At 68.2% G+C, this 18,988-nt stretch carries 19 protein-coding genes; 7 read left to right on the top strand and 12 right to left on the bottom strand.

Going from position 1 to position 18,988, the window contains the following annotated elements; all coding sequences use genetic code 11:
• Positions 1-36: 36 nt before the first annotated feature.
• On the bottom strand, positions 37-345 hold the full coding sequence (locus tag ACEI37_RS04345; RefSeq protein WP_111516681.1) for an H-NS histone family protein: 309 nt from the start codon (positions 343-345) through the stop codon (positions 37-39).
• 325 nt (positions 346-670) lie between these two features.
• Here ACEI37_RS04345 and ACEI37_RS04340 point away from each other — a divergent pair, with 325 nt between their 5' ends.
• Positions 671-1,081 (top strand): VOC family protein, encoded by a 411-nt coding sequence (locus tag ACEI37_RS04340; RefSeq protein ID WP_373377501.1) that lies wholly within the window; start codon positions 671-673, stop codon positions 1,079-1,081.
• A gap of 99 nt (positions 1,082-1,180) precedes the next feature.
• Here ACEI37_RS04340 and ACEI37_RS04335 read toward each other — a convergent pair whose 3' ends face one another.
• Complete coding sequence (locus ACEI37_RS04335; RefSeq protein WP_373377500.1) at positions 1,181-2,278, bottom strand: glycosyltransferase; 1,098 nt, start codon at positions 2,276-2,278, stop codon at positions 1,181-1,183.
• Between the two features lie 233 nt (positions 2,279-2,511).
• On the opposite strand from ACEI37_RS04335, the gene ACEI37_RS04330 reads away from it, so the two are divergent.
• Positions 2,512-3,684, top strand: coding sequence for a tail fiber protein (locus ACEI37_RS04330; RefSeq protein WP_373377499.1), 1,173 nt, complete (start codon positions 2,512-2,514; stop codon positions 3,682-3,684).
• Between the two features lie 172 nt (positions 3,685-3,856).
• On the opposite strand, the gene ACEI37_RS04325 is transcribed toward ACEI37_RS04330, so the two are convergent.
• A complete protein-coding gene (locus ACEI37_RS04325; protein WP_373377498.1) occupies positions 3,857-5,260 on the bottom strand; it encodes an NCS2 family permease in 1,404 nt (467 codons plus the stop codon).
• A 466-nt stretch (positions 5,261-5,726) separates the two neighbouring features.
• On the opposite strand from ACEI37_RS04325, the gene ACEI37_RS04320 reads away from it, so the two are divergent.
• Positions 5,727-5,936 (top strand): hypothetical protein, encoded by a 210-nt coding sequence (locus ACEI37_RS04320; protein ID WP_373377497.1) that lies wholly within the window; start codon positions 5,727-5,729, stop codon positions 5,934-5,936.
• A gap of 16 nt (positions 5,937-5,952) precedes the next feature.
• Here the strand turns inward: ACEI37_RS04320 and ACEI37_RS04315 are convergent, their stop codons facing one another.
• A complete protein-coding gene (locus tag ACEI37_RS04315; RefSeq protein WP_373377496.1) occupies positions 5,953-6,576 on the bottom strand; it encodes an N-acetyltransferase in 624 nt (207 codons plus the stop codon).
• 579 nt (positions 6,577-7,155) lie between these two features.
• On the opposite strand from ACEI37_RS04315, the gene ACEI37_RS04310 reads away from it, so the two are divergent.
• The 3 genes from ACEI37_RS04310 to ACEI37_RS04300 all read left to right on the top strand — a co-directional run bounded on the left by ACEI37_RS04310 (position 7,156) and on the right by ACEI37_RS04300 (position 9,723).
• Positions 7,156-8,313 (top strand): glycosyl hydrolase, encoded by a 1,158-nt coding sequence (locus ACEI37_RS04310; protein ID WP_373377495.1) that lies wholly within the window; start codon positions 7,156-7,158, stop codon positions 8,311-8,313.
• A gap of 29 nt (positions 8,314-8,342) precedes the next feature.
• Positions 8,343-8,603 carry a MoaD/ThiS family protein gene (locus ACEI37_RS04305; RefSeq protein WP_116296932.1) on the top strand — a complete coding sequence of 87 codons (261 nt, stop codon included), beginning with the start codon at positions 8,343-8,345 and terminating at the stop codon, positions 8,601-8,603.
• Positions 8,604-8,745: 142 nt separating this feature from the next.
• Complete coding sequence (locus ACEI37_RS04300; RefSeq protein ID WP_373377494.1) at positions 8,746-9,723, top strand: chemotaxis protein; 978 nt, start codon at positions 8,746-8,748, stop codon at positions 9,721-9,723.
• Between the two features lie 324 nt (positions 9,724-10,047).
• Here ACEI37_RS04300 and ACEI37_RS04295 read toward each other — a convergent pair whose 3' ends face one another.
• Both ACEI37_RS04295 and ACEI37_RS04290 read right to left on the bottom strand, forming a co-directional pair.
• A complete protein-coding gene (locus tag ACEI37_RS04295; RefSeq protein WP_373377493.1) occupies positions 10,048-10,704 on the bottom strand; it encodes a peroxiredoxin in 657 nt (218 codons plus the stop codon).
• A gap of 106 nt (positions 10,705-10,810) precedes the next feature.
• Positions 10,811-11,248, bottom strand: a complete 438-nt coding sequence (locus ACEI37_RS04290) for a universal stress protein (RefSeq protein WP_373377492.1) — start codon at positions 11,246-11,248, stop codon at positions 10,811-10,813.
• A 216-nt stretch (positions 11,249-11,464) separates the two neighbouring features.
• Here ACEI37_RS04290 and ACEI37_RS04285 point away from each other — a divergent pair, with 216 nt between their 5' ends.
• Complete coding sequence (locus ACEI37_RS04285; RefSeq protein WP_373377491.1) at positions 11,465-13,147, top strand: SulP family inorganic anion transporter; 1,683 nt, start codon at positions 11,465-11,467, stop codon at positions 13,145-13,147.
• A gap of 1 nt (position 13,148) precedes the next feature.
• Here the strand turns inward: ACEI37_RS04285 and ACEI37_RS04280 are convergent, their stop codons facing one another.
• From ACEI37_RS04280 to ACEI37_RS04255, 6 genes are all read right to left on the bottom strand, one after another.
• A complete protein-coding gene (locus ACEI37_RS04280; RefSeq protein ID WP_018006421.1) occupies positions 13,149-13,343 on the bottom strand; it encodes a ribbon-helix-helix domain-containing protein in 195 nt (64 codons plus the stop codon).
• A gap of 293 nt (positions 13,344-13,636) precedes the next feature.
• Positions 13,637-14,755, bottom strand: a complete 1,119-nt coding sequence (locus tag ACEI37_RS04275) for a dihydrolipoamide acetyltransferase family protein (RefSeq protein WP_373377490.1) — start codon at positions 14,753-14,755, stop codon at positions 13,637-13,639.
• Between the two features lie 45 nt (positions 14,756-14,800).
• Positions 14,801-15,778, bottom strand: a complete 978-nt coding sequence (locus ACEI37_RS04270) for an alpha-ketoacid dehydrogenase subunit beta (RefSeq protein WP_373377489.1) — start codon at positions 15,776-15,778, stop codon at positions 14,801-14,803.
• Positions 15,779-15,839: 61 nt separating this feature from the next.
• A complete protein-coding gene (gene pdhA, locus ACEI37_RS04265) occupies positions 15,840-16,925 on the bottom strand; it encodes a pyruvate dehydrogenase (acetyl-transferring) E1 component subunit alpha (RefSeq protein WP_373377488.1) in 1,086 nt (361 codons plus the stop codon).
• Positions 16,926-17,136: 211 nt separating this feature from the next.
• Positions 17,137-18,045: a LysR family transcriptional regulator gene (locus ACEI37_RS04260; protein ID WP_373377487.1), complete on the bottom strand. Its 909-nt coding sequence runs from the start codon at positions 18,043-18,045 to the stop codon at positions 17,137-17,139.
• 73 nt (positions 18,046-18,118) lie between these two features.
• Entirely contained in the window at positions 18,119-18,892 is a 774-nt protein-coding gene (locus tag ACEI37_RS04255; protein ID WP_373377486.1) for an SDR family oxidoreductase, read from the bottom strand.
• Positions 18,893-18,988: the final 96 nt, after the last annotated feature.

Below are 18,988 nucleotides of genomic sequence, written 5' to 3'. Positions count from 1 at the left end.
CGGCGTGGCCCGCTGAGTCCCGGCGGCAGGGCTGGCTTACTGCTCGATCAGGAAGCGCTCCGGACGCTTGCCCAGCCAGGCCGGCGCACGGCCGCGGCCCGACCAGGTCTTGCCGGTCTTGGGATCCATGTACTTCGGGGGCAGGGCGGCTGCAGTCTTGCGCGCGCTGCTGCCGGCAGGACGGCCGCGCTTGCGCCGGGGCAGGATGTCTTCCGCGGTCAGGCCATATTCGGTCATCAGTTCGCGGATTTTATCGATCACGCCCGCCACTTCGTTCGCGCGCACCTCATTCAACTTGGCTTCCAGCGCTTCCTTCTCAGCCAGGAGTTGCTTGTATGTCGCCATTTATATCCCCTTTCTGCAATTAGGCCGCTGCATGGTACTAGAAATTCAGGTGACAGGGCACCTGAAAAAATTTTACAAAAAATAACGCAAATTGCACGGACAGATTGTCGGGACGCTGGCCGGCATCATTGTCATGCCGAATGCGGGAACGATTGCCGCAACCATGGCCGCGACATTGCCCGGCCAATGGTCGTTTTGCTGTGCCGGGTTTTCATTTTGTTGCCCTCATTCAGGGCAATCGAAATACGCGCGCCGCCCGGCTTTAGCGCCTAGACTGTTTGTCTGCGCCCCGCGCAGTGCCACGTCACGACTACCGGAGCCCCCTATGAGCCAGCAGATCTTTGTCAATTTACCCGTGCGCGACCTGCAAAAGTCGATAGCCTTCTTTACCCAGCTGGGCTTTTCCTTCAATCCGCAATTTACCGACGATACCGCGACCTGCATGATCGTCGGCGAGAACATTTTTGTGATGCTGCTTACCGAAGCCAAGTTCCGCAGCTTCTCGCCCAATGACATCTGCGATGCGCGCAAAGCCACCGAAGTGCTGGTTTGCCTGTCGATGGAAACCCGGGCCCGCGTCGATGAAATGGTCAATGCCGCGGTGCTGGCAGGCGGCAATACCTACAAGCCGCCAATGGACCTGGGCTTCATGTACGGCCATGGCTTTCAGGATCTGGACGGCCATGTCTGGGAGCTGGTGTACATGGATATGGCGGCAATGCAGGCTGGACAATAAGGGCCGGTGCCGGCCTGGTGAATTTCTGGCTCTTGAAGCCTGCAGGCCGGCGGCCAGGCTGGACGCCAGCGCCGTGCGCCATGCTGGCGAGAGGGCCGATCAGAGTCCGAAGTAACGCAGGTTGCCCTCGATGCGCGCACGTTCGTGTGCGGGAACGCGCGCCTCGGTGATCAGCCGCGCCAGGGCCTGCTTGCCCTGCTCCAGCGCGCCCACGTAATAGGCGCTCACGGCAAGCTCGTCCAGGGCGCGCCAGGCATAGACGGATTCGTCCACGAACAGGACGTCCGTGGGCCTGGCCAGGGCCGCAGCCTGCTGGGCAAACAAATGCGCGAGGGCGAACTCGCCGCGCAGGCGGTGGTAGCGCGCCAGCTCGCACAAGGGTTCGGCGCGGCTGGGGCGTGCCTGGTAGGCGTCCAGGTAGCCCTCGCGCACGGCTGCGGGGGCATCGCCACGGCGCTCCCGCAGCACGGCGATCTGGAAACGCGAGAACCAGACTTCCTCGTCCCATCCCCCCATGCCCGCGCGTTCGCCATAGGCCCGGATGCTTTCGTCCAGCCTGCCTGCATCGCGATAGCTCTGCGCCAGATAGAAGCGATAGCGCGCATTGGCCGGTTCCTTGCGAACGGCTTCCTCGAGCAGCACGATATCGCGCAGATAGGTGTCAGCGGCGCGCGCCCGCGCGCCATCGCGGGACACCACGATCGTCGCGCCTGGCAAGGGCTCCCAGCGGTGCGCCTGGTCTTGCGTCAGGTATTCGTGGACCACGCCTTCCCAGCGCCATGGCATGCCGGCAGGTACCAGGGCATTGCGCAAGTAATGCCAGCCGTCGAGTTCGCAGCGGAACTGATATCCGTGCTGGCGGAGCGTCGGCCAGCCGAATCCCGGCTCCATGCGCAGCGTTTCGTCGGCATCGATAAACAGCAGGTAATCGCTTTCGGCTGTCATCTCGGCTTTTGCCAGCGCCATCGCCTCATTGCGATTCTCCGCGAAATTACGCCAGGGCCGCTGGTGCAGCGTGCCGGGAATGCCGGCCATGACTTGCCGGATGCGTTCCTGCGTACCGTCGGATGATCCGGTATCAACGATGACCCAATGGTCGATCCATGCCTTGACGCTCTGCAGGCAGCGTGCAATCACCGGCGCTTCGTCCTTGACGATCATGTTCAGGCAGATGCGGGTCACCAGATGGGCCTCCATGGACGGAAATCGGCGAAAGCATACCGCTGAATCAAAAACAACACCCCTACCAGAGTGTGGACATGCGAGTCGTGCCGGGCGCTACCATGCACGCGCCCGGAACACGTCCACGTTTCCATCCACTGCGCCTTGGCATCCGCCGCAAATACATCCGGACTTTCCGCACAGGGCAGTGTGTCAGGCCGATTGCGGACCCAATGCGCGCCAGCAAACCAACAAAGGGGGTCAGAATCATGCATCAACACAAATGGGCTACCAGCCTGTCAACGGCTACCGCCATCCTCGTCGCAGGCTGCGGCGGTGGCGACGACAACAACGGCGGCGCGCCGGCCGACCCGGGGCGCCTGCCCACCGCCACCATTTCTGGCGTTGCCGCAACCGGCGCTCCCATCGTCAACGCAGAAGTCCTGCTCAAATGCGTTGCCGGCCAGGCTTCCACCACCACTGGCATCGACGGCAGCTGGTCGGTGCCGACCGCAGGCCTGACGCTGCCATGCGCCGGGCGGGTCCTGACCGCGGCCGGCATGCCGCTGCACACCTTGGTGCAGGGGCCGGGCAACACCAATATCACGCCGATCACCGAACTGGTGGTGGCGTCTGCTACAGAAAATCCGGACACCGGCGCCTTCTTCGCGGGTTTCTCGGCTGCTGCTGCCGCCGCCGCAGGCAACCGCCTGCAGCTTGCACAGACGATGGTCAAGCTGCGCCTGGCCAACCTGGGCGTAGAGGCTGACAGCCTTGACCTGCTCACCCAGAAGTTCTCGCCCCGACATGGCGACGCCTATGACGACCGGCTCGAGGCGCTGCAGGCGCGCCTGGCCGCCACCAACGCCTCGCTGACGGACGTGGCGGCGCAGCTGTCACGGGGTGATGTGGGTGCGCCGGGAGCGAGCGGCGCTACGGGCCCGCAAGGTGCCACGGGTCCGCAAGGCGCGACGGGTCCGCAAGGCGCGACGGGTGCGACAGGAGCAACCGGGCCCTCGGGCGCGACGGGCGCCACGGGAGCCATAGGGCCCGTGGGTGCAACTGGCGCACCTGGCGAAACGGGGGCAACCGGGCCAACGGGCGCGACCGGCCCGACAGGCGCGACAGGCGCGACAGGCGCGACAGGCGCAACAGGCACCGTGCCGGGACTTGGCACGCCAGGCGGAGCCGGCTCGTCGAGCGCCGGCGTCGATTGTGTCATCGGCACGGTATGGCTGACTGCCGCCCGCTGGGGCCAGGGCTTGCCGGCCGATGGCCGGATTCTGCCCATCAATCAGTACATGGCGCTGTTCAGCCTGCTGGGCAACACCTACGGCGGAGATGGCACGAGCAATTTCGCGCTGCCTAACCTGGGCGCAGTCACGCCCAACGGGCTGACCTACATGATCTGCGTCGACGGCGTCTATCCCAGTCCCAATTGACGCAAAGCTCCGGGCAGGCGCGTGCGTTGCGCCCGGAGCGCGCTAGCGGCGAAAAAAAAACAGCCCGGGAAAGCAGGAAGCCCGGGCTTGAAATCCACCTGGATCGCGGTGGAGGAGACATCTGGTTGTCAGCGTCCCGGCATTATCCGGGACGCGGTCATGTAGGGTGGCTTCAGATAGCCCAGCCGCCGGCGTAGAACGCCGCCAGCACCACCGCGATCGCCACGGTGCCGAGATTGAGCTTGCGCCATTCGCCGGCCACGATGCGGCCCACCACCAGGGTGCAGAAGCCGAGCATGATGCCGGTGACGATATTGCAGGTCAGCACGATGAACACGGCGCAGACCAGGCCGGCCAGCGCATCGACCAGGTCGTCCATGTGCAGGCGGCTGACGCTCGACAGCATCAGCAGGCCGACGTACATCAGCGCGGGCGCGGTGGCGTACGACGGCACCAGCGCGGCCAGCGGCGAGAAGAACATCACCGCCACGAACAGCAGGCCCACCACCACCGCGGTCAGGCCGGTCTTGGCGCCGGCGGCGACGCCCACGGTCGACTCGATATAGGCCGCGGCCGGGGCGCCGCCGAACATGCCCGAGAAGATCGAACTGACCGAGTCCGCGGTCAGCGCGCGCCCGCCGTTGTGGATATGGCCGTTGGCATTGAGTTGCCCGGCCTGCCCGGCGACGGCACGGATGGTGCCGGTGGCGTCGAACACCGCGGTCATCACCAGTGCCAGCACGCTCGGCAGCACCGCGGCGCTGAGCGCGCCGCGCACGTCCATGGCGCCGATCAGCGACTCGTGGCCCGGTGCGCTCAGCGACGGCAGCGCGAACACGCCGGTGAACTTCACCGCCGGATCGAAGGCCAGGCCCAGCGCCGAGATGGCGATGATCACCAGCAGGATCCCGCCCGGCACCTTGCGCCGCTCCAGCCCGAAGATCGCGGCCAGGCCCAGCACCGACATCACCACCGGGAACGAGGTGATCTTGCCCAGCGCCACCGGCAGGCCGGCATGCGTGTTCTTGACCACCAGCCCGACTTCATTCGAGGCGATCAGCAGCAGGAACAGGCCGATGCCGATGCCGGTGCCGTGCGCCACGCCGGCCGGCAGGTTGCGCAGGATCCAGCTGCGCACGCCGGTGACCGAGATCGCGGTGAAGATCAAGCCCATCAGGAACACCGCGCCGAGCGCGACCGCCGGCGACAGGCCCTGGCCCAGCACCAGGCCGAAGGCCATGAATGCGGTCAGCGAGATGGCGCAGCCGATGGCGATCGGCAGCTTGGCCCACAGGCCCATCAGCAGCGAGCCGAAGGCCGTTGTCAGGCACACCGCGACAAAGACCGCGCTGGTGTCGAAGCCGGCCTTGCCCAGCATGCCCGGCACGACGAAGACGGCGTAGACCATCGCCATGAAGGTGGTGACCCCGGCCACCACTTCCTGGCGCTGGGTGCTGCCGCGCGCGGTGATCTCGAAGAACGCGTCGAGCCGGCCTTTGACTTCCGGAACATGGGGAGCGTGGGGGCGTGCGGGATCGGCCTCCGCCGCGGACGACGGATAGGGTTGTTCGATCATGATGGGCTGTCTCCTTGCGGGCGCTGCAACGTCCGTCGTGCGGAACGTCGTCAGGCGGTCTCACGTGGTTCTGGTCTGGGCTGGAGGCGGAATCCTGGCCAACCCCGCTGTTATCGGTGTGCCGCTTGTCGGTGCCTTCTGTGGGCGTGATCCGGGCAAGGCTGAAGGCTAGGTGAGACGGCGCCAGCCATCATCACCGGCGCTCAATGCGCGGCATGTGCGATAAAGAATATCGAATGTGATGCCCTCGCATCTTCGAATGGCGAAGCCGCGTCAGGTGGCGTTTTCGGCGGCTGCCATTATCAGGCGGCGCATATACGGCCTATAGGGAATGACCCGGATGGCTGGCGGTCGACTTCTCTATACTAGGGATAACCCTGAATCGTCTCGCGATCCGGGCCGAATCCCGGCCAGATGTGCCTCACGAGACACTAAACCTGTTTCCCACCGGAAAGGAAGAACCGCCATGCAAGCACTCGCCGACACCCTTTATCGCCAGCCCGCCCAGTCCCCGGCTGACAGGCCCGCCGCAGCCGAGCCGGCGCGCGATGTCGCCTATTACGCCCGCATGGGCGGCGGCAAGTCGCTGGCCGCGCGCGTGCGCGCCTACTTCGCGCAGGGCTGGACGCTGTACGCGGCCAATGCCCGCGAGGCTGCGCCGATCCGCTGGCTGTAACGCCCCGCACGCTGCGTCAGTACATGCCCGTGCGGGCCATGAACGCCTCCAGCGTCCAGCCGCGCCCGAGCAGCAGCATGCGCGTATGCAGCCCGTCGCGCGTCGCGGCATCGACCGCATCGCCCAGCCACGTCAGCGTCTTGCTGCGCAAATCCACATAGCCCATGGCGTAGTCCGGGGCCAGCGCCTGCCATAGCGCGTGGGCACCCGCCGACTGCCGCGCGCCGCTCAGCAGGCATAGCCCGCCGTCCAGCGCCCACCGATAGAGCGCCCGCGCCAGGCCGCGGCGCTGGTAAGCAGGCGCAAACTTGCTATGCGGCGCCCGCACCCACGGATCGGCCCGCCGGCCGACCTCGATCAGCCGGTTGAAGACGGTATAACCGGCCAGCCGGCGCTGTATCACGTCTTCCACATACACGTAGTACTCGCCGTCCGCCTCGCGGTAGCGCAGGCGCAGTCCCGGCGCGCCCGCCGGCAGCGCGGGCATCGCATGGAGGCGGTCGCCCGGCCGGCCGATGCGGCCGTGCAGGGCGTCGAGTTCGCGCTCGATCTCGGCGGGGGCCAGCTCAACGTCGATGCGCAGTTCGAGCGCGCGCGGCAGCGCCGGCGCCGGCAGGCGCAGGGCATGGAAATTCGCCATGGCAGTCTCCGCCCCGCTCAGGAATTGAGGAGCAGGTAGAGGGCGGCGAGCGCCACCATGGCGCAGAAGGTACGGCGGTAGAGCGGTGACATGTCTGGCTTTCTCCTGGCTGCATGATCGAGCGGGTGCCGGATGGCATCCGCGACATGGGCCGTGCGGGAAAGCTCAGGGCTGGAGGGTGGCGCCCCGAACTGCCCGCACGGCCAGGAAAAGCACGGCGCGGCGGACCGGGTTGCAGGCGGGGAAGTGCCTGGCCAGGTCAAGGGCAAGGCCTTGCTGCGCGGCACGAGAGCGCACGCCTGCCGCCGGTTGGGCCGGGCGGTTCAGGGTGGCGAAACGGGCGAAGCAAGGCATGGAGACTGGGGGCGCAAGGGTGCGAAGGAACATTGCTTATGCCACACTTCATCGGGAATGTCCAGCCAAGTTGCCGGCTTCCGCGGTGAACTTCGTTTTACTTCGGTGGCTCGCGGCGCGGTGCAAGGGGGCTGGCAGCGGCCGTCGTCATCGTTCATTGTGAACACTGTCTACATGTACTAGACTCGGAAACATCGTTCACCCGGCCTTCTTGCAGGAGCCAAGATGACGACTTCCCCCACCCCCGAAACGGATACCGGCCCGGTCCGCCTGCTGGTGGCCACCACCAAGGGCGCCTGGTTCCTGACCAGCGACGCCGCGCGCCGCAGCTGGCAGATCGACGGCCCGACCTTCCTCGGCCATACCATCCACCATATCGTGCAGGACCCGCGCGACCCGTCGCGCCTGCTGATGGCGGCCCGCACCGGCCACCTCGGCCCGACCGTGTTCCGCTCCACCGACGGCGGCCGCAACTGGACCGAGGCGGCGCGCCCGCCCGCGTTCGACAAAGTGCCCGAGGGCGAGACCGGCCGCGTGGTCGACCACGTGTTCTGGCTTACCCCCGGCCATGCCAGCGAGCCCGGCACCTGGTACGCCGGCACCTCGCCGCAGGGGCTGTTCCGCAGTGCCGACCATGGCGCGAACTGGGAGCCGGTGCGCGGCTTCAACGATCATCCGATGTGGCGCGCATGGACCGGCGGCGAACAGGACGGCACCCCCGACGGCCCCAAGCTGCATTCCGTGCTGGTCGACCCGCGCGATGCGCGCCACCTGTATATCGGCATGTCCAGCGGCGGCGTGTTCGAGAGCACCGACGCCGGCGCCGACTGGAAGCCGCTGAACCGCGGCAGCATCGCCAATTTCCTGCCCGACCCCAACCCGGAATACGGCCAGGACCCGCACTGTGTGCTGCAGCATCCCGCCAACCCGGACATCCTGTACCAGCAGAACCATTGCGGCATCTACCGGATGGACCGCCGCGAAGGCGTGTGGAAGCGGATCGGCGAGGCGATGCCGGCCGAAGTCGGCGACATCGGCTTCCCGATCGTGGCGCACCGCCGCGACCCGCGCACGGTGTGGGTGTTCCCGATGGACGGCAGCGACGTGTGGCCGCGCGTCAGTCCGGGCGGCAGGCCCGCCGCCTATGTCACGCGCGACGGCGGCGAGACCTGGCAGCGGCAGGACCGCGGCCTGCCCGCCGAGCAAGGTTGGTTCACGGTCAAGCGCCAGGCCATGGCCACCGACGGCCACGATCCGGTGGGCGTGTACTTCGGCACCACCGGTGGCGAACTGTGGGCCAGCGCGGATGAAGGCGAGGCCTGGCAATGCATCGCCCGCAACCTGCCGCAGATCTATGCGGTCAGCGTGGCGCGTCCGGCCTGAGCGCCAGCCATCGCGCCGGAGGACTCACCATGCAGGTCCGTATCGCCACGCCGCTGTTCTCCTATACCGGACAGCGTGAATATGTCGAGGCCCGCGGCGCCAGCATCGCCGAGCTGCTCGACGACCTCGAGCGCCAGTTTCCCGGCATGCGTTTTCGCATCGTCGACGAGCAGGGCAAGCTGCGGCCGTATATCCGCGTGTTCGTCAACCGTACCCAGCTGATGCGTCTCGATGCGCCGCTGCGGGAGACCGACGAGGTCCATATCCTGCAGGCGCTGGCCGGCGGCTAGCCCCCCGGCCGCGGCACCGCTCAACTCCCCGTGCCCCTGGCCGATATCCAGTCATGAACCCTGCCGTGCGCCATCCGCCGCGGCCGCAGGCAGATGACAACGATGGCGGCAACACACCACACGCACGGCACGGGAGCAACGCATGAGCAGTTCCATGAGGGACATCGACGAACGGACTAACCTCACCAACAACAACCAGTTCGAGCTGCTGCTGTTCCGGCTCGGCGAGGCGGAACATTCCGGCCAGTCGGAACTGTTCGGCATCAACGTCTTCAAGGTGCGCGAGATCCTGGTGATGCCGCCGGTGACGACCGTGGTCGGCGCCGACCCGTCGATCCTGGGCATGGCCGATATCCGCGGGCAGGTGATCCCGGTGATCGACCTGCCGCGGCTGGTGGGCTGCAAGCCGCGCGGCGGCCTGGGCATCCTGCTGGTGACCGAGTACGCGCGCTCGACTCAGGGCTTCGCGGTCGAGGCCGTCGAGGAGATCGTGCGGCTGGAATGGAACCAGGTGCATTCGGCCGAGGCCAGCGTGCGCACCGGCCATGTGACCAGCATCGCCAAGCTGGAAGGCGGTGCGGATGGGGCCGAGGGCGGTGCCGAAGGCGCGCGCCTGGTGCAGGTCCTGGACGTCGAGCAGATCCTGCGCGACGTGCTGCCGACGCGCCAGCCGGACGTGGACCCTGGCGAGGTCGGCCCCCAGCTGCACCTGCGCCCGGGTGCCAAGGTGATCGCCGCCGACGACTCCGCGCTGGCGCGCGGGCTGATCGAGCAGGGCCTGAAGGCGCTGGGCGCGCCGGTGGTGATGACCAAGTCGGGCAAGGAGGCGTGGGAACTGCTGGACCGCATCGCGTCCGAGGCGGCCAGCCAGGGCCGGCCGGTCCAGGACGACGTGGCGCTGGTGCTGACCGACCTGGAAATGCCCGAGATGGACGGCTTTACGCTGACCCGCAAGATCAAGGCCGACAGCCGGCTGAAGTCGCTGCCGGTGGTGATTCACTCATCACTGTCGGGCGAAGCCAGCGAAGAGCATGTGCGCAAGGTGGGCGCCGACGCCTACGTGGCCAAGTTTGTCGCGAAGGAACTGGCCGACACCATCCGGGCGGTGCTGACTCGTTAAGCACGCCGCTACCAGGCTCAGCGGCAGGCACAAAATGCAAGCGCCCGCAACCATTCCCGTACGCCGGTTGGTTGCCTATAAAACGGGCACTCCAGCACGTTCCAGCGCGGGCGCGCCCTTCGCGGTTGTCAAGAGGGGGGATATCCACTGTTCCTGTGGATATTTTCTGTGGACAAGTCGGGGCCGCCGGTGCAATCCCGGCCGGCATCGCGCGATGCCGGCCGGGAAGCCCCGACCGCGGCGTGGCGCGGGCTCCGCGCCGCCGCGCTCCCTGGCGCCGCCGCTCCTCGCTCTCCCTGTCCTCGCCTCCCCTGCGCGGTTGCGCTACTTGGGCTGGGCCACCGTGCGCAGGTAGGGCTTCAGGGTCTTGAAGCCCTGCGGGTATTTCTTGCTGGCTTCCTCGTCCGAGACCGAGGTCGGGATGATGACGTCCTCGCCCGGCTTCCAGTTCACTGGCGTGGCCACGGTGTGCTTGGCGTTGAGCTGCAGCGAATCCAGCAGCCGCAGCACCTCGTCGAAATTGCGCCCCGCGCTCATCGGGTACACCAGCATCGCCTTCACCTTCTTGTCCGGGCCGATGATGAATACCGAGCGGATGGTGGCGTTGTCCACCGCGGTACGCGGGCCGCTGCCGCTGGCCTCGGGGTGGATCATGTCGTAGAGCTTGGCAACCTTCAGGTCGGCATCGCCGATCATCGGATAGTTGACGGTACAGCCCTGCGTTTCCTCGATGTCCTTGACCCAGCGCTGGTGGTCGCCCACCGGATCGATGCTCAGTCCGATGATCTTGGTATTGCGCTTGTCGAACTCGGGCTTGAGCCGGGCCATGTAGCCCAGCTCGGTGGTGCACACCGGCGTGAAGTCCTTGGGATGCGAGAACAGGATGGCCCAGCCGTCGCCGATCCACTCATGGAAGTTGATCTGGCCTTCCGTGGTCTCGGCGGTGAAATCAGGGGCTTGCTCGCCCAGTCGAATCGCCATGGTTGCGCTCCTTGCAGTTGGCTTGGTTTGGAATCGCGCGTTGCCGCGCACGCTTGCCCGCTATCTCTCTTATCCCGCTATCCGCTATCCCGCCATCGCTGCGCCGCTAGCGGAACACCAGCACCGGGATCGTGCTGTGGGTCAGCACCTTGTGTGTCTCGCTGCCGATCAGCAGGGCCTGCAGCCCGCGCTTGCCGTGCGACGACATCACGATCAAGTCGCACTCGCGCTGCTGCGCGCACGCGATGATGGCCTGCCAGGGATGGTCGTCGGTGGCGGTGATGGTGTCGCACGGCACGCCGGCCTGCGCCGCGGTCTGGCTGAGCGCGGCCAGGAAGGTGTCGGCGTGGCGCGCGGCTTCGGCGGCGAAGTTGGTCTTGGTGTCTTGCAGGCTGGTCAGCCGGTAGGTCAGCACGTGGTACTCGGGAAGCACATGGAGGCCGGTCACGCGGGCCCCGATGCGGCTGGCGAATGCCATCGCACGGTCCACCATGGCATCGGCGCGCGCGGAGCCGTCGGTCGGTACTAGCAGGTGCCTGTACATGATGAGCCTCCGCTTGCAGAGAGATACCGCGCCAGTCCGGCGCTGTCCGCGCACCGGCGGGCGAGCCAATCCAGTATAGGAATTGCGCGGCATAAGGAACAGGACACCGGGGCGACCGAGCGCGGCCACGAACATGGCCGACGGCGCGGCCGAACATTAACATCCTGTTATCATCCGATGCACCTGTACCCCCGCACCGATGGAAGGGACCGACGCATGATTGCGCTGCGCGAAGCTTGGCTGGCCGGATTGTTCCGCCGCGGCAACTGGCTGCCGAATCTGGTGTCGGGCGTGATCGTTGGGGTGGTGGCGCTGCCGCTGGCGATGGCGTTCGCGATTGCCTCGGGCGCCAAGCCGGAGCAGGGCCTGTACACGGCCATCGTCGCCGGGCTGGCGGTGTCGCTGTTCGGCGGCAGCCGGCTGCAGATCGCCGGGCCCACCGGCGCCTTTATCGTGGTGCTGTCCGCAGTGACGGCGCGCCACGGCATCGACGGGCTGCAGATCGCCACGGTGATGGCGGGGCTGATCCTGCTGGCGATGGGGCTGACAAGGCTGGGCAGCGTGATCCGCTACATTCCCGCGCCGGTGATCGTAGGCTTTACCGCGGGCATCGGCGTGATCATCTTTGTCGGCCAGTGGCGCGATTTCTTCGGGCTGCCGCCGGTGGCCGGCACGCACTTCCATGAAAAGCTCTGGCAACTGCTGCAGGCGCTACCGCAATGGCACCCGGCCACCACCGCGCTGGCGCTGGGCAGCCTGGCGCTGGTGTTAGGCGCGCCGCGCGTGCGCTGGCTGCTGCGCGTGCCGGGGCCGCTGGTGGCGCTGGTAGTGGCGACTGCGGTGCAGGCGCTGTTCCGCTTCGACGGCGTCGCCACCATCGGCACGGCCTTCGGCGGCCTGCCGCGCGGCCTGCCGGTGCCGGCCTTGCCGGACATCACGCTGGCGCGCGTGCTGGAGCTGGCCGGCCCGGCCTTCACCATCGCCATGCTGGGCGCGATCGAGTCCTTGCTGTCCGCGGTGGTGGCCGACGGCATGGCCGGCACCCGGCATGATTCCAACCAGGAGCTGGTCGGCCAGGGCATCGCCAATGTGCTGGCGCCGCTGTTCGGCGGGTTTGCCGCCACCGGTGCGATCGCGCGCACCGCCACCAATATCCGCAACGGCGGCAACAGCCCGCTGGCCGGCGTGGTGCACGCGCTCACGCTGGTGCTGGTGCTGCTGTTCCTCGCGCCGCTTGCGGCCAGCGTGCCGCTGGCCGCGCTCGCCGCGATCCTGTTCGTGGTGGCCTACAACATGAGCGAGATGCGGCAGTTCGCCCGCATGGTTCGGCGCGCGCCGCGCGCCGATGTCGCGATCCTGCTGATCACCTTTACGCTGACGGTGCTGACCGACCTGGTGGTGGCAGTCAATATCGGCGTGATCCTGGCCATGCTGCAGTTCCTGCGGCGCATGTCGGCATCGGTGGAAGTGGCACCCCAGCCCGCCGAGGCGGTGGCGCGCGAACTGGGCGATGCGGGCACCGGCGCCACGCGGATGCCGCCGGGCGTGCTGGTCTATGTCATCGACGGCCCGTTCTTCTTCGGCGCGGTCGAAGCGTGCGAGCGCGCGCTGGTGCAGACCCATACCGAGCCGCGGGTGCTGGTGATCCGCCTGGGCCGCGTGCCCTTCATGGACATGACCGGCCTGCAGACGCTCGAGGCGGTGATCGTCACGCTGCAGAAGCGCGGCGTCGCGGTGGTGCTGGCCGAAGCCAACCCGAGGGTCAGGGAAAAACTGGCGCGCGCCGGCGTGCTGGCGGCGCTGGGCGACGGCAACTACGCGGAGTCGCTGGCGCAGGCGGCGCAACGCTGCGCCGTGCTGGCGGAGGACAAGCCAGGCGCGGCCACCACCCCGCGCTGAGTTACTTCTTCTGGCGCGTGCTGCCCGCCGGCTTCGGCTTGGTGGCGTAATCCACGCCATGCTGCGCCAGGTAATCGCGGATCAGCTGGCGCACCACCTGCGACGGCGTCAGATCCTGCGCGGCGCACAGCGTTTCGAAGGCCTTCTTCTTGACCGGGTCGATCAGGATGGTCAGGCGGGCGGTCTTGGATTCCATGAGGGTGTGCGGCGGTCCGGGCCGGGGAAGGCGGCGCGATTGGATGGGGATTATATACACCGCCACCGCGGCACCGGCGGCCGTTCGCATGCTGGCGGCGTGCTCCCCTCTCCCGCCTGCGGGAGAGGGCCGGGGGAGAGGGCAGGCGCGAGGCAAGCACGATGCGCCTGACTTCGTGGCAGCTCCGGCCTTCTCCCCCACCCCTCTCCCGCTTCGCGGGAGAGGGGAGCGCATACCGGTGGCGCCAGTTTCTGCACAAGCGATAGGCAGGCCGGCGCCTGTTGCCTTGATCCTTATTCCGCCATCTCCAGATCCGCAATCACCGCTGCCAGGAAGCGCGCGGCTTCCCCGCCCGTGACCACGCGATGGTCGAAGGTCAGGCTCAGCGGCATCACCCGGTGCACCGCGGGCGCGCCGGCGGCCGCGACCACTTCGTCGCGCACGCGTCCGGCGCCCAGGATTGCCACGGTGGGCGGCACCACGATGGGCGCGGCATAGCGCCCCGCGATCATGCCGAAGTTGGACAGCGTGATGGTGTTGCCGCGCATCTCCTCCGGGGCGATGGTGCGTGCGCGGATGTCCGCACGCATCAGGTTCAGCCCTCGGCGCAGGTCGGCGGCGTCGCGGTTGCCGACATCGCGCAGCACCGGCACGAACAGGCCCTCGGGCAGGTCCGCGGCAATGCCGACGTCGATCTTCTTCAGCACGTGGCGGCGCCCGGTCTGTCCTTCATACCAGGCATTGAGGCCAGGCTCGGCGCGGCAGCCGGCCACCAGCGCGCGCACCAGCCGGATGGTGACGTCGGCGCCGGACTGCCAGGCGTGGATATCGGCGTCGTCCATCACGGTGGCGGCCGCCACCTCCGCCTGCGCGCGCGCCATGTTCTGCGCCATCGCGCGGCGCACGCCGCGCAGTTCTTCGGGCGCGCCGACATCCGCCAGCGTGGCGGCGACCCGTTCTACGTCGGCGGCGGTGACTACGCCTTCCGGCCCGGAGGCGGTGGCCATTGCTAGGTCCACGCCAAGCCGGCGTGCCAGCGCGCGCACCGCGGGCGTGGCCTTGACGCGCGCGGCCATGCCCGCCGCGGGCGCCGAGGTGCCGGGTGGTGCCGCTTCGCTGACGACATGCGTGCCGACCTGCACCGAACCGACCACGGTGCCGGCGTCGGCATCGTCTCCGGCACCCTCGAAGGCGACCAGCGGCGCGCCCAGGTGCACGATGTCGCCGGGCTGCGCGAACAGCTTGCCGATGGTGCCGGCATAGGGCGACGGGATTTCGACGATCGCCTTGGCCGTCTCCACCGACAGCAGCGGCTGGTCCGCGGCGACGGTGTCGCCGGTCTTGACGTGCCACGTCACGATCTCGGCCTCCTGCAGGCCTTCGCCCAGGTCGGGCAGCTTGAAGACTCTCATCGGTCCTCCTTGGCAGGCTTGAACGGTGTGCGCACTTGCTGACGATTACGCCGCCAGCGCCCTGCGGGCGGCATCGACGATGCGCGCGACGCCCGGCAGGTAGGTGTATTCCAGCCGCGCCAGCGGCACCACGGTATCGAAGCCGGTCACGCGCTGCACCGGCGCGGCCAGCGAGTACAGCCCGGCATCGGCCAGTTGCGCGGCGATCTCGGCGCCGAAGCCGGCGGTGCGCGGGGCCTCGTGCACGATTACGCAGCGGCCGGTGCGCGTGACCGCGTCCAGGATGGTCTGCATGTCCAGCGGCTTGAGCGTGGCCACGTCGATGACGGTCGCTGTCACGCCTTCGGCGGCCAGCGCGTCGGCGGCGGCCAGCGTCTCCTGCACCATCGCGCCCCAGCTGACCAGCGTGAGGTCGTTGCCTTCGCGCAGCGTGAAGCAGGTATCGAGCGGCAGCGCGGCGCCGTCGTCGGCCACCTCCTGGCGGAACAGCCGGTACAGCCGCGTGGGCTCGAGGAAGATCACCGGGTCCGGGTCGGCGATTGCCGCCAGCAGCAGCCCGTACGCGCGCGCCGGCGATGACGGCACCACCACGCGGATGCCCGGCATATGCGCAAACATCGCCTCCGGGCTTTCGGAATGGTGCTCGGGCGCATGGATGCCGGCGCCGCACGGCGAGCGCACCACCAGCGGGCAGGCCAGCCGTCCGCGGGTGCGGTGCCGCATGCGCCCGGCGTGGTTGATGATGTGATCGACCGCCGGATAGATGAAGCCGGTGAACTGGATCTCGGCCACGGGTTTGAGCCCCATCGCCGCCATGCCGATCGCCGCGCCGACGATGCCGCCTTCGGCCAGCGGCGTGTCCATGACGCGCGCGGCGCCGAAGCGCGCCTGCAGGCCCACGGTGGCGCGGAACACGCCACCGTTGACGCCGATGTCCTCGCCCAGCAGCAGCACATCGGGATCGTGCTCCAGCGCATGGGCCAGCGCCAGGTTGACTGCTTCGACCAGATTGATTTCCGCCATGGTTCGCTCGCTGTAGGCCGGTTCGATGGAGGAGTGCGGACGAGTGCGCGAACAGCGCCGGCTAGCCGTGCTGCCCCGGGAAGCGCCGCGCGATCTCCAGCTGCGCCTGCAGTTCGGCCGGCATGGCCGCGTACAGGCAGTCGAACATCGCCGCGGGGTCCGGCGGCGGCATTGCCAGGTAGGTTTCGACCGCCTGCGCCACCTGCTGCGAGCACGCCTTGACCAGCGCCTCTTCACGCGCCGCATCCCACGCGTGCAGGGCCAGCAGGTGGGTGCGCAGCCGCAGCAGCGGCTCGTGCTGCCAGTGCGCCTTGACGCTGGCCTCGTCGCGGTAGCGCGAGGCATCGTCGGCGGTGGTGTGGTCGCCCAGCCGGTAGGTGATGGCCTCGATCAGCGCGGGGCCGCCGCCGTCGCGCGCTCGCGCGATCGCTTCGCCGACGCGGTGGCGCACCGCGACCACGTCGTTGCCGTCGACCTGCTCGCCCGGGATGCCTGCGGCAATGGCCTTCTGCGCCAGCGTCTGCGCCGCGGTCTGGCCGCTGCGCGGCATCGAGATCGCCCACTGGTTGTTGTTGATCACGATCACCAGCGGCGCGCGCCAGGCGCCGGCCATGTTCATGCCTTCATAGAAGTCGCCCTTTGAGGTGCCGCCGTCGCCCAGCAGGCAGACCGCCACGCGCGGCTCGCCGCGCAGCTGGAAGGCGTAGGCGGCGCCCGCGGCGTGGCACACCTGGGTGCCGATCGGCACGCAGTTGGCAAAGTCATGCGGCGCCGCGCCAAAGCCGCTGCCGCGCTCGTCGCCGCCCCAGTAGAGCAGGCTCTCGGTCATGGTGACGCCGCGCACAAACTGCGCCGCGTGGTCGCGGTACGAGGGCACCAGCACGTCTTCGGGCCGCATGGCGTAGGCCACGCCCACGCCGATGGCCTCCTGGCCCAGCGCCGACGCGAACGTGCCGATCTTGCCGGTGCGCTGCAACGCGATCGCCTTCAGGTCGAACTGGCGCGTCAGCACCATCGCCTGGTACAGCGGCACCAGTGCGTCAGGGTCGCTGGCGAACGGTGGAGGGGAAGCAGTGGGGGGAGTGGTGTCGCCCGGCGGGGCAAGGTAGCGGGTATAGCCGATCTCAAAGCGCGCAACCGTGGACATGGCGGGTCTCTCGATGCGGTTGTCTCGACAGGATCCGCGCGGAGCGGGGCGAGGATCTTCGCAGCCCTCCGCGGCAATGATCGCGTTGTGATCCCTGCCGTGCTTTTTGGGCGCGGGGGACTTGAGCTTGAGTGTAGGGCATTTGCGCTGCCGGCGCGGCGTGAAATTGTCTTGCTGCGCACAATGCGGCGGCGCCCGCGCGGGCCGCCGCTCAGGCTTCGAGGTGCGGCTGCATCAGCGCGCGGAACCACTCCAGGAACACCGCGAGCCTTGCCGAGCGCTGGCGGCGGTGCGGATAGAGCAGCGACACCGGCATGCTCGCCGGACGCCAGTCGGGCATGACTTCCAGCAGCTGTCCGGTGTCGAGCAGGTGCTGCACGTCGAAGCGCGGAATCTGGATCAGCCCGATGCCGGCGAGGCAGCAGGCGATATAGCTTTCGGCATTGTTGACCGAGACGCGGGTCGCCACGTCGGCCTCGCGTCCGCTGCCATCGGCATCCAGGAATTCCCACGGCAGGTCGCGGCCGGTGCGGGGGCTGGCGTAGCCCACCGCGAGGTGACCGCGGCGCAGGTCAGCCGGATCACGGGGCTCGCCGTGTTCGCGCAGGTAGGCGGGGCTCGCGCAGTTGACCAGCGCGATCCGGCCCAGCGGTCGCACTACCAGGCTGCTGTCGGCCAGCACGCCGAAGCGCACCGCGCAGTCGACGCCCTCCTGCACCAGGTCGATGGCGCGGTCGCTGGAACCGAGCGACAGCTGCAGCCGCGGATGGCGCCGCAGCAAGGCGGGCAATGCAGGTGCCACCAGCCGGCGCGCGATGCGGCTCGGCATGTCAACGTTAAGACGGCCGCTGGCCTGGCGCTGGCCCGCCTGGAACAGCTGGTCGATATCCTCGACCTCGGCCAGCAGCGGGCGCAATCGTTCGAGCAATTGCGCGCCATCGGCGCTGAGCCGCACCTGCCGCGTGGTCCGGTGCAGCAGGCGCGTGCCGACCTGGGCCTCGAGGTCCTGCACCGCCGCCGACACCGACGCGCGCGGCAGCCCGAGCGCATGGGCGGCCTTGATGAAGCTGCCCATCTCGGCCACCTGCAGGAATACGCGGTACTGGTCGAATCTGTCCATACGCCTCGCTCGTCGATGGCGCAAGCATACCTGCAATGCGTGCGCGCACCGCGGCGGTGGCCTGCCTGGTGGCTTATTTGGTCGTGTACCCGCCGTTGATGAGGATGGTCTGGCCGGTGATCCACCAGCCGTCGCTGACCAGATGGCGGATAAAGGGCACCACATCCTCGATATGCGTCAGTCCCGTCGGCGAGAACGGCGACAGCGCGGCCGCGCTCTTGTGATAGGCCACGGCGTCGTCGCCTTCCTGGCCGTAGAAGAACGGCGTATCCATCGGACCCGGCCCCACCGCCGTCACCGAGATACCGCGCGCGCCGAACTCCTTGGCCGCGGCGCGGGTAAAGTGTTCGACCGGCGCCTTGGTGCCGGCATAGGCGGCATAGAAGGGCGTGAACGCGCCCAGCAGCGAGGTCACCAGCGTCACGATCTTGCCGTGGTCGTTGACGTGGCGGCCGGCTTCCTTCAGGAAGAAGAAGGCGCTCTTGGCATTGACGGCCGACATCTCGTCGTACTCGGCCTCGCTGATCTCGGCGAACGGCTTCTTCAGTACCTTGCCCACCGTGTTGATGGCGATATCGGGACGGCCCACCGCGGCCACGGCATCGGCAAACAGCCGCTCGACCGCGCCCGCGCTGGTCAGGTCCGCCTGCACTGCCACCGCCTGGGCGCCGCTTGCCTGGAGCGCCCTGACCGTGGTCTCGGCGTCGGCGCGCGAGGCCGCGCTGTGGTAGTGGATGGCGATGGCCCGCGCGCCCTGGGCGGCCAGGTCGCGCGCGATCAGCCCGCCCAGGTTCTTGGCGCCGCCGGTGATCAGCGCGACCTTGCCGCGGATGGAATGGTCTGCCATGGAAACTCTCCTGTGGATACGTCGAAGGAGGCTTCAGCTTAGGCGGCCGGGACTGCGGAATAAATCGGCGGCGACTGGATAGATCATCCAGGAAAC

The sequence above is a fragment of the Cupriavidus nantongensis genome (assembly GCF_041726985.1).
Lineage (GTDB): Bacteria > Pseudomonadota > Gammaproteobacteria > Burkholderiales > Burkholderiaceae > Cupriavidus > Cupriavidus nantongensis_A.
This window is presented reverse-complemented; position numbering and strand designations above follow the sequence as displayed.